1 protein-coding gene is annotated in these 867 nt (G+C 69.4%); it reads right to left on the reverse strand.

The window, feature by feature from the left end; translation table 11 throughout:
* The coding region (locus tag JCM9942_RS17105; RefSeq protein WP_054661019.1) for an ABC transporter ATP-binding protein at nt 1-693 on the reverse strand (693 nt) is incomplete at its 3' end.
* Between the last annotated feature and the right edge of the window lie 174 nt (nt 694-867).

Below are 867 nucleotides of genomic sequence, written 5' to 3' on the forward strand. Positions count from 1 at the left end.
CGCCACCGACACCCCCAGCGTGCAGCCCTGCAGCGCGCCGGCCAGTTCGGCCGGAGAGCCATCGGCCACCAGCCGGCCGCGGTCCAGGATCGCCAGACGATGGCAGCGCTCGGCTTCGTCCATGTAATGCGTGGATACCAGCAACGTGGTGCCGGCATCGGCCAGATCGAACAGCTTTTCCCAGAAGTCGCGCCGCGATTCCGGATCCACCGCGCTGGTCGGCTCGTCCAGGAACAGCAACTCCGGCTGCTGGATCACCGCGCCGGCCAGGGCCAGCCGCTGCTTCTGCCCGCCACTGAGGGTGCCTGCCAGCTGCTTCTGCCGGTCCTGGAAATCGTATTGCTCGATCAGCTCGGCAATCCGGCGCGCCGCCACGGCGCGGGCAATGCCCTGCACCGCGGCGAGGAATTCCAGGTTCTCGCGCACGCTCAGGTCCTCGAACAGCGAAAAGCGCTGGGTCATGTAGCCGATGCGCCGGCGCAGCTGCTCGGCCTGTGCCGGAATCGTGAGCCCCAGCACCTCGATCTCGCCCGCGCTGGGCGTGAGCAGGCCGCACAGCATGCGGATGGTGGTCGACTTGCCCGAACCGTTCGGGCCCAGGAACCCGTACACACTGGCCCGGGGCACGCACAGGTCGACCTGGTCGACCGCAGTGAGCTGCCCGAAACGCCGGGTGAGTCCGCGCGTGCGGATCGCCGGACCCGCGTCCCTGGCAGCCCCTGCAGCGTGCTCCACCGGGCCGCTCAGAAGGTCACCTGCACCGGCACGCCGGCCGGCAACCGCGCCAGCTCCCCGGCATCGTTGTCGGCCGTCAGCTCCACTTCGGCCATATAACTCAAGCGTCCGGCGTCATCGCCACTGAGCGCG

The sequence above is a fragment of the Stenotrophomonas pictorum JCM 9942 genome, assembly GCF_001310775.1.
GTDB lineage: Bacteria > Pseudomonadota > Gammaproteobacteria > Xanthomonadales > Xanthomonadaceae > Stenotrophomonas > Stenotrophomonas pictorum.